This window comes from Nitrosomonas sp. (assembly GCF_022842015.1).
In the GTDB taxonomy this organism is placed as follows: Bacteria; Pseudomonadota; Gammaproteobacteria; order Burkholderiales; family Nitrosomonadaceae; genus Nitrosomonas.
In genome coordinates this window covers 1-7034 of sequence record NZ_JALHQJ010000101.1, presented here as the reverse complement: position 1 = coordinate 7034, position 7034 = coordinate 1, and the positions used below count along the sequence as shown (strand labels likewise).

Below are 7034 nucleotides of genomic sequence, written 5' to 3'. Positions count from 1 at the left end.
CGCTGCGGATTCAGTCGGTCGAGTCGAGTGCGAATGAAGCGCTTTAATTCCGGCGCATAGGTGTCAAATGGATGGCCGCTGAAATAATAGCCCAAGCCGATTTTTTCCTGGCGCAGTTTTTCCCGGTCAGACCATGGTTCGGTTTGAATCAGTTGCAGTTGCATCTGGGCGTCGTTACTCGTTTCACCGAATAAATTAAATTGATTGGAAGATCGGCTCGTTTGTTCGGCGGATTCGATGGCTAAGCCGACTGAAGCCATCAAGCTGGCGCGATTGAGGTTGATAGTATCAAATGCACCGACGCGGATTAGCGATTCCATCACGCGGCGATTGGCGATGCGACGGTCAACGCGGTGGCAGAAGTCAAATAGATCAGTGAATGGTCCGGCTTGTTCTCGCTCCGCGATGATCGAATTGACTGCGGATTCTCCGGTGCCTTTGATCGCGCCAAGACCGAAGCGGATGTTTTTACTGTCAATTGGGACGAAACGGTAGTCGGAAAGATTGATATCGGGAGGCAGAATTTTTAATTTGTTGGCAACGCTGTCTTCAACGAAAATGTGCACTTTATCAGTGTCATCCATATCCGCAGACAAGCACGCGGCCATAAATTCAGCCGGATAGTGCGCTTTCAGAAAGGCCGTTTGGAAGGCAATGAGCGCATAAGCGGCGGCATGTGATTTGTTGAAGCCATAGCCGGCGAATTTTTCCATCAAACCGAACAATTCGGTGGCTTTATCTTCGCTTAAATCGTTATTGACTGCGCCGGATACGAAGATGTCGCGTTGTTGTGCCATTTCCTCGACTTTCTTCTTGCCCATTGCACGGCGTAGCAAATCGGCACTGCCAAGGCTGTAGCCGCCGATGACCTGCGCAATTTGCATGACTTGTTCCTGATAAATCATGATGCCGTAAGTCGGCCCGAGAATCGTTTCCAGGCGCGAATCAAGATATTCAATCTGTTTTCTGCCATGCTTGCGGTCGATAAATTCGGGAATCAGATCCATCGGGCCAGGGCGGTATAAAGCGACTAGTGCGATGATGTCTTCAAAGCGGTCTGGTTTTGCCTTTTGTAGCAGATCGATCATGCCGCGCGACTCAAACTGAAAGATGCCTACCGCATTTCCTTTACGCATCAATGCATAAGTTGCTGCGTCATCCAATGGCAACGTTTCCAGTGAAAAAAGGCGAGCATTTGGAGATTCGCCGTCTGGATGTAACTGACGGATATATTCGACGGCACGGTCCAGAATTGTCAATGTGCGCAATCCAAGAAAATCAAATTTCACCAATCCGATTTTTTCGACATCGTCCTTATCCAACTGGCTGACAACGGAATCGCCTGATTCCGTGCAGTAAATAGGGCAAAAATCGGTAATCTCGCTCGAGGCGATGAGTACGCCTCCGGCGTGCATGCCGACATTGCGCGTGATGCCTTCGAGACTTTCCGCCAGTTCCAGTAAATTGTAGACATCTTCTTCTTCCTCGGCGCGCTGATTGAGTTGCGGTTCGAGTTGACGTGCTTTTTTTAATGTCATGCCAATCTCGAACGGCACCAGTTTGGCGAGCTGATCGACAAAGTTATAGGGCAAATCCATGACCCGGCCAATATCGCGAATTACGGCTTTGGCCGCCATCGTGCCGAATGTGGCGATTTGAGAGACTTTTCCAGTTCCGTAGCGTTGTTTGACGTACTCAATGACCCGTTCGCGCCGATCCTGGCAAAAATCGATGTCAAAATCGGGCATCGAGATACGTTCTGGGTTCAAAAAACGCTCAAATAACAGATCGTAACGTAATGGATCAAGATCAGTGATTCCCAGTGAATAGGCCACTAATGAGCCCGCTCCGGAACCACGCCCTGGTCCTACCGGGACATTATTATGTTTAGCCCAGTTGATAAAGTCGGCGACAATCAGAAAATATCCGGCAAATCCCATCTGGATAATGGTGTTGACCTCAAATTCAAGACGAGATTGATACTCGCCCATTTTGCTATTACGCATTTCTGCCTCGGGAAACAAGCTGGTCATGCGCATTATCAGACCTGCTTCAGCCTGACTGCGCAGATATTGATCCAGGCCTTCGTCGTTAGGCGTAGGAAATAATGGAAGCCGGTTCACACCCAATTCCAATACCAGATTGCAGCGTTTGGCAATCTCGATTGTATTCGCCAGTGCGGCAGGAATATCGGCGAACAGTTGCACCATTTCAGCTTGAGTTTTAAAGTATTGCTGTTCGGTGAAGCTTCTTGGACGGCGTTTGTCCTCCAAGACATAGCCCTCGGCGATGCAGACACGCGCTTCATGCGCCCGATAATCATCTGCATTGAGAAATTGCACTGCTTGCGTTGCCACGATTGGCAAATTGAATTTTCTGGCTAGCGCTAGCGAGTGTTGAATTAATCCTGCTTCATTGGAGTGCTCATCACGTTGGATTTCAAGATAAAAACGGCTAGGAAACAGATTAGCCCATTTTTGCGTCTGAGTTTCAGCTTGCGATACGTTACTATGTAATAGAGCCAATCCGATGTCGCCTAAACGGCCACCGGATAAGGCAATCAATCCTTTCGTGCCCCACTCATTGGAATGTAACCACGATTCTTTGATCTCGGCTCTGCCTTGCAACTGGTTTTCCCGGTAGGCGCGTGACAGCAGACGAGACAGCAGTAAATAACCGGCGTGTGTTTGGCATAACAATAGCAGTCGAGTTGGCTTGCTTCGATCGGATTCATTGGTGATCCAGACATCACACCCGAGGATCGGTTTAATCCCGTTTTTGTATGTAGTTTGGTAAAATTTTACTAATCCGAAAAGATTGCTAAGGTCGGTCAATGCCAAAGCTGGCATTTGATCGGCCACCGCTTTTGTAACGACATCATGAATGCGAATTGTGCTATCTAGAATGGAATATTCGCTATGCATCCGCAAATGAATAAAAGCTGGTTTGATGGGCATGATGTTACAATTAAGACCTGTGATAACTTTGTCATTAATACAGTTGAGCGCTATTTTACATTATGTTGAAATCACCTGAGCTTTTACTTCCTGCTGGTTCCTTGGACAAAATGCGCATTGCTTATGCGTTTGGCGCCGATGCGGTGTATGCAGGACAGCCGCGTTATTCTTTGCGTGCACGTAACAATGATTTTGCCTTGGAGCAAATTAAAACCGGGATCACGGAAGCACATGCTTTAGGGAAGAAATTTTTGGTAGCCAGCAATGCTATGCCGCATAACGCCAAGATTAAAACTTACCTGGATGATATGGCGCCTATTATTGCAATGAAGCCAGACGCGCTGATTATGGCTGATCCCGGATTGATCATGATGGTACGCGAAAAATGGCCGGATGTGCCGATTCATCTGTCGGTTCAGGCCAATACGGTCAATTATATGGGCGTTAAGTTTTGGCAGAAAATAGGATTGACGCGGGTGATTTTGTCGCGCGAATTATCGTTGGATGAAGTGGCGCAAATTCGTGATTATTGCCCCGATATGGAGCTTGAGGTTTTCGTACATGGCGCGCTGTGTATTGCATATTCCGGACGCTGCTTGCTATCAGGGTATTTTAATCACCGTGATCCGAATCAAGGCACCTGCACGAATTCTTGTCGCTGGGATTATAAAGTGAAATCCGCTGAGGAAAATTCGAGTGGTGATATTCAGGAAGTTGGCAAAATTGATTTTGATTTTGGCCAAGCGATGCAACAATCTGAACAATCGAGTATGACGAGTGGATGCGGCTCAATTACGCGCCATCCTGCTGCTGACCAAGTGTATCTGATTGAGGAAAAGGAGCGGCCTGGTCAACTAATGCCGATTATGGAAGATGAGCACGGCACGTATATCATGAATTCAAAGGACTTGCGTGCAGTTGAGCATGTCGAGCGCTTGGTCAAAATTGGCGTTGATTCATTGAAGATTGAAGGGCGCACCAAATCTTTGTATTATGTGGCGCGCACAGCGCAGGTTTATCGCAAGGCAATTGATGATGCCGTAGCGAGCAAACCGTTTGATCCTGCTTTGTTAGGTGAGCTAGAAGGATTGGCTAACCGTGGCTATACCAGCGGTTTTTATCAACGCCATAACACACATGAAACACAAAACTATTTGCGCGGACATTCTGAATCCAATCGCAGTCAGTACGTTGGCGACATTACTGGCTTTGATGCAGCTAGCGGCATGGCTGAAATACTGGTGAAAAACCGCTTTCAGGTAGGTGATCGCCTCGAGATTCTTCACCCCACGGGTAATCAAGTGGTTGAACTGTCACACATGCTAGATTCAGCCGGACGTCCGGTGCAGGTTGCACCGGGTAGCGGTCATCGGGTCAAAATACCGCTAGCCGGGAATGTAGATAACGCTTTCGTCACTCGTTTCTTCTGAGAAATGATGCTGGCACTGATAATAATAGAAACTGAGTATTTTTTTTGGTAGCCAATCCAATTTTCCCGGAAACGGTCCTTGCATGAATCCAGCGTGACCGCCTTGCTCGGGAAATTCTAATGTCACAGCCGAAGATACCTCGCTTTTATTCGGTAGTACCGATGCTGGCATGAAAGGATCGTTGCGAGCATTTATCACCAAAGTAGGTACTTTAATATGAGGCAGCCATTGTTTGCTGCTGGACTGCTGCCAATAATCGTCGGTATCGCGGAAACCATGCAGCGGTGCTGTGACTAGGTTATCAAAATCATAAATTGAGGCGCATTTTTTGAGCGCTTCGGCATCAAATAGACCGGGAAATTGTTCCAGTTTATCAAATGCCTTGTTTTTTAAGGTGTCCAGGAAGTGGCGCGTATACACTTGATTAAAACCCTTATCCAGAGCCGAACCAGCCGCAGCCAGATCCAGTGGCACTGAGACGGTTGCGGCGCCTGTCACGAGTTCGCGTGCACATTCGCCCTGCTCGCCCAGCCATTTCAATAGCGCATTGCCCCCCAACGAGACACCCATCACATAAACTGGTCGCATTGAGTTTGTTGTTTGTGTTTGGTGGATAATACGCCGCAGCATCCAGTCGATTTCAGTGGAATCACCCGCGTGATAGGCACGGGATAACCGATTTGGCACACCGGAACAACCGCGAAAATGAATAACGGCGCTGTGCCAACCGTGATTTTTTAAGTTGTTGATCATGCTTAGAATATAGTGACTCGAAGATCCACCTTCAAGACCGTGGAAAAATATGACCAAGGGGAAATCCGCAGATCCATCGGTCCAATCGACATCCACGAAATCCCCATCATCAAGCTCCCAGCGCTCGCGTCGATACGCAAACAGTGGTGCTGGTTTGATAAAATAGGGATAAAGCGTTTGTATATTTCCACCCGGCAACCAGGACGGCGCTATGTAATACTTTGTGTACAAAGGAATCGTTGTTTTTAACATTTTTATTGTTAATTGTTGCTTATTTGATAAGCCGATGATTTGCGTAATTCATCAGGGTGGAATGCCCGCAATTTCTCTGTGTGAAGATTGACTCTTTCTGAAATTACTTTATCTATTTCGTCGTTTTTCAAGAAAGAAAAAGGTGTCATATACTGAATCGCGAATCCAATAGAAGCAGCTTGCATACCACAAGGTCGCAAAACAAAAATTAGACTTATCCATCCCTGGCTACAGATACTTAATTCGAGGTCTGAGCCTGCGCTTTGGGTCTCTTCTCGGGCATCAAAAACTGAGCTGAAATATTACGTTGCCCTGAAAAAAATTACCCCGCTGTATTTGTCGCGGGGTTCTTGATCTCAAAAACCAAACAAATTTGCGAGGCAGTCTAGCAATCCGTCCGAATCTGCGCGATGGCAAAAATAAAAAATGCTGATGATGAATGTGATGATCGACAATAGGAGTAAAACAACAGAGAATTTTAAATTCTTTTGTTCATATTTTGCTTTTATCGCATCTGCAATTTCATCATAGGATTTGTTCGATAAATCTATTTTAGCCCTTGGAATAATAGGAATTTCATTCACGGTTGGATTGTTTTTCTGTTCTGTGTTCTTTGCGCTTGGCGGTGGAGACTGTTCATGGTTGGTCGCAGCTTCAGGTGCAACTGATTCCTGGATTGGTTTATCAGCTGTTTCTAACGATTCCTGTTTTTTTCTTTCTTCATTGTTGAGCATAATGATGTAATGGAACACATCGGTTATCAGTCCCATTCGCTGCGTAGCTTCATAAACATCTTTTGCATCGATTGCAGATTTATTACGTTCATAGGCAACGTTGAACGATCTGTCACACAATGAATTAATGGTTCGCGGTGTTCCACCGGCATTAAATGCGATTGAGATGGCTTCCCACCCAGTGTCTGAAATTAAATTGGGATTGCCTCCAGCAACTTGAATACGATGGGTAATATATTTCAATACGCCATCGGTGGTCATTTTTCCTAATGATTCAAGTGCGGCAATACGCTGCTTAAACGGAATCATTTCGGGCTTGTTGATTTTTTCCATTAACTCATCCTGACCGAGGAGTAATAACTGAATAAGTTTAATGGATCCTTCTTCAAGATTATTTAATAAGCGAATGCCATTAAGAACGTCAGCTGACATCAAATGGGATTCATCAATGATAACCAGGCATTTTTTTCCTTCCGTGTTGATCGTCATCAAAGCGTTCCGAATATCCCGCATGACAAAGGTTTTTTCAGAGGATGTTGGATGAAGTCCAAGTTCTTGAGCAAGAAATAAATAAAGATCAGTGCTATTGGCAGGAGGTTCAGCCATCCAAATTAATTTAATGCTCTCTGGGAAATCGGCCTTTATCATTTGGCTCAACGTTGTTTTGCCAGAGCCAATGGGGCCTGTAACGACGATTAATCCACGACCGCTTTGTAAAGAACCAGAGATTTGCTTGCGAATACGTGCATGATCTCCGTGATCATAGAAAAATAACGGATCTGGTACATTCTCGAAGGGAAGTAATTTGAGGTTAAAGTGCTGGGCATACATATGCATTAGTTTGCTCCCTCCTGAGGCATCAGTTTTACTTCGACTCTACGGTTTTTTGTTCTACCTTCTTCTGTGGC

The 7034-nt window shown here is 46.0% G+C and carries 4 protein-coding genes; 1 reads left to right on the top strand and 3 read right to left on the bottom strand.

The genetic code is table 11. The annotated features are described in order from the left end of the window. Window positions 1-2957: DNA polymerase III subunit alpha (gene dnaE / locus Q0C11_RS13880; protein WP_293008976.1), on the bottom strand; the 2957-nt coding region annotated here is incomplete at its 3' end. Between the two features lie 62 nt (window positions 2958-3019). Here dnaE and yegQ point away from each other — a divergent pair. Next, the gene (gene yegQ / locus Q0C11_RS13875; RefSeq protein WP_367273770.1) at window positions 3020-4387 is read left to right on the top strand and encodes a tRNA 5-hydroxyuridine modification protein YegQ; all 1368 of its coding nucleotides are present in this window, start codon (window positions 3020-3022) and stop codon (window positions 4385-4387) included. On the opposite strand, the gene Q0C11_RS13870 is transcribed toward yegQ, so the two are convergent. Further along, complete coding sequence (locus Q0C11_RS13870; RefSeq protein WP_293008974.1) at window positions 4343-5392, bottom strand: hydrolase; 1050 nt, start codon at window positions 5390-5392, stop codon at window positions 4343-4345. The two genes, yegQ and Q0C11_RS13870, sit on opposite strands and share 45 nt — an antisense overlap. Before the next feature lie 356 nt (window positions 5393-5748). Then, window positions 5749-6963 carry an AAA family ATPase gene (locus Q0C11_RS13865; RefSeq protein ID WP_293008972.1) on the bottom strand — a complete coding sequence of 405 codons (1215 nt, stop codon included), beginning with the start codon at window positions 6961-6963 and terminating at the stop codon, window positions 5749-5751. Between the last annotated feature and the right edge of the window lie 71 nt (window positions 6964-7034).

Excerpts from the sequence above, each read along its gene's own strand:
- yegQ (WP_367273770.1), top strand. The coding sequence starts at position 3,020 with ATGTTGAAATCACCTGAGCTTTTACTTCCTGCTGGTTCCTTGGACAAA.
- Q0C11_RS13870 (WP_293008974.1), bottom strand. The coding sequence starts at position 5,392 with ATGTTAAAAACAACGATTCCTTTGTACACAAAGTATTACATAGCGCCG.
- Q0C11_RS13865 (WP_293008972.1), bottom strand. The coding sequence starts at position 6,963 with ATGCATATGTATGCCCAGCACTTTAACCTCAAATTACTTCCCTTCGAG.